We start from the raw sequence: 2,628 nt of genomic DNA, 5'->3' as shown, positions 1-2,628 counted from the left end.
ACTCGCCGGGCTGCGGCCGGGGTCGCTCCGCCACGCGTAACAACAGCAGAATCTCTCCCCCGAGACGAATCACCCCCGCATTGAACACGCACACCACCTCAAAATCGGGCCGCGAGGGCTTCACGTCGGCCGGAGTGATCAGCGGGTTGTCGTCAAAACGAATCATCGGCACGTTTGCGTCTCCTGAAACATCGCTCGCTCGTCGGGCGGCATCTTCACTGTGGTCGCACGGCACGCATGGCCGTGGTCGTTCCGCCGCCGCCGAATTCCGCACGATCAGTATATGGCCGCGGGCGTCTGTACGACAGCCTCGACGTGCTTTCGGAGCGTCGGGCATCACAGTTTTCCGTATCGAGCGGGTCGCATTGCAGACGGGGCCCTTCACGTTCAGCTCCGTTCGACGGGGCTTACCCGCCGAAAGCAGGCGGACGGGCCGGCCCTTGCAGGGCCGGTTGTGAGAAACCGCTTCGTGTGCTCATATCTGTTGTCATGGATGGCTTATGCCAGCAAAGTCCGGTTTATCGAGTACAAAGTTGGTCGGCGAGGGGACAGGCCTCGCGGCGTTTCCACGACCTGCGTCCACTCGCTCTCGCTCGGGGTGCTGAAATCTGCGAGCCGCCGGGTTGACAGGTATCCCGCTTGGAACGGACAATCCTGCTCGCAACCCGGAACGCAAGCCCTCGACCGACTCGGGCCCTGAGCCCGGCGAAGGGCGACGGGGCAGACTGCCGTAACAACGGAGGTTCACCGTGACCGCGTTCAATGAAAACCGCTACGACTCGATGATCTACAACCGCTGCGGACGCTGGGGCGTGAAGTTCCCCGCTGTGTCACTGGGAGCCTGGCAAACCTACGGCGGCTATGTCTCCGACGAAGTCTCGAAGAAGTGCATCTTCCGGGCCTTTGATCTCGGAATCACGCATCTCGACTTCGCCAACAACTACGGCGAGCCCAACGGCAACGCGGAGATCGTCTGCGGAAAGATCATCAAGGAGATGCCGCGCCACGAGCTGCTGATCTCGACCAAGGCGGGCTATGACATGTGGCCGGGGCCCTATGGCGAGTGGCTCTCGCGCAAGTACCTCCTGACCAGCCTGGACCAGTCGCTCAAACGCCTGCAAACCGATTACGTCGATCTCTTCTATGCCCATCGGCCGGACCCCAATACCCCGACCGATGAAGTGATGGACGCCCTCGACCAGGCCGTCCGCTCCGGCAAGGCCTTCTATGTCGGCCTCAGCAACCACGGCCCCGACGACATCCGCGCCAAAAACGCCCATGCCGTCGCCTACCACACCGCTCGACCGATCATCTCTCAGAGCCTCTATAACATGCTCGACCGCGCGGTCGAACGCGGAGTGCTGCGGGCCTGCGCCGAATGCGGCATGGGACTGATCGCCTTCTGCCCCCTCGCCCAGGGCGCACTCACCGACAAGTACCTGAGGCAGAACAAACCCGCCGATTCAAGGCTGGCCCAAAGCAGCGACATCTGCGCTAAACGGCTGGAACAACGCGATGACATCGGCAAGATCGCCAGGCTCAACGACCTCGCTCGCCGCCGTGGCCAGACCCTTGCCCAGATGGCCCTCGTCTGGCTTCTGCGCCGCCCCGAAGTGGTGTCCGTCCTGATCGGCGCCAGCCGCCCGGAGCAAATCGAGGAAAACGTCGCCGCCCTCAAAAACGCCAAGTTCTCAGCCGAGGAACTGGCGGAGATCGATTCGATCCTGGCGTAAATCGCGCCGGTCTCGCCACGAACCCTCCGGGAACCACAAGAAACGCGTAAACGAAGTACCCTGTGCATGGGCGAACCCGATGAGGTATAATCCCCGTCGAGGCTCATTCTTCTGAAGGAAGCAGGGTATGGGCATAACCTTCTACCACCAATGCAAGCCCTATGAACTGGACCGTGGCGTCGTGTTTCGTGACATGCAGACCAGGGCGACGGGCACCGGCGTCCTGAGCGTCGGGACGGCCACCTTCGATCCCGGTCGGTACCTGCCGTGCCATCGGCACAATTGCGAGGAGGTCATCGTAATCCTGGAGGGCGACGCGTTCGTGGATGTCGCCGGGCAACGCACGCCCCTGAAAGTGTACGACAGCACCCACGTGCCCCAAGGCATCCCTCATCGCTTTGTCAACGCCTCCAGAACGCAACACCTGACCATCCTCTGGGTCTATAGCGTGCTTGACGTGGAACGGTTGGTCACCGATTACACGGAATGCATGGGAGCCGCTCCTCCCGAACCGGGCGAGGACGGCTACATCGCCGTGCGACCCCGGCAACTGGCCGATCTGTCGCACGACGAACTGGTCGCTCGGATCACAACTGAGGTGATCGCCGCCCTGCGATCCCACGGGATGAACAAGTCAGAACCACTACCGGGCGCCCCACCTCATTTTGACGCGGAGGAGCGATGATCGGTCCCCCCGGCACATCCGAGCAGCCCCTGGGCGTTTCGCAAGTCCGTCTCAGTTTGCCGTCAGGTTCCGGATCGCCAGGAAGCAAACCCGCCCCGTTTTCTGCTTCGAACGCGACTACCCACACCTATACCCGGGGTCTCACCCTTGACGTGACGCGGCCCGCAACGCGGGCCGGCTTGCGCGGCAACCCGCAGGTTTCACCTGCCG

The 2,628-nt window shown here is 62.6% G+C and carries 3 protein-coding genes; 2 read left to right on the top strand and 1 reads right to left on the bottom strand.

The window, feature by feature from the left end; all coding sequences use genetic code 11:
• A partial coding sequence (locus PLL20_22155; protein HPD32703.1) for a glycosidase occupies positions 1-172 on the bottom strand: 172 nt, incomplete at its 3' end.
• Between the two features lie 577 nt (positions 173-749).
• Between PLL20_22155 and PLL20_22150 the strand changes: the two genes are divergently transcribed.
• Together PLL20_22150 and PLL20_22145 are read left to right on the top strand one after the other, a co-directional pair.
• Positions 750-1,733, top strand: a complete 984-nt coding sequence (locus PLL20_22150) for an aldo/keto reductase (protein ID HPD32702.1) — start codon at positions 750-752, stop codon at positions 1,731-1,733.
• Between the two features lie 127 nt (positions 1,734-1,860).
• Complete coding sequence (locus PLL20_22145; protein ID HPD32701.1) at positions 1,861-2,418, top strand: cupin domain-containing protein; 558 nt, start codon at positions 1,861-1,863, stop codon at positions 2,416-2,418.
• Positions 2,419-2,628: the final 210 nt, after the last annotated feature.

This window comes from Phycisphaerae bacterium (assembly GCA_035384605.1).
GTDB lineage: Bacteria > Planctomycetota > Phycisphaerae > UBA1845 > PWPN01 > JAUCQB01.
Note: the sequence above shows the minus strand (reverse complement) of the source record. Positions and strands in the feature narration are given on the sequence as shown.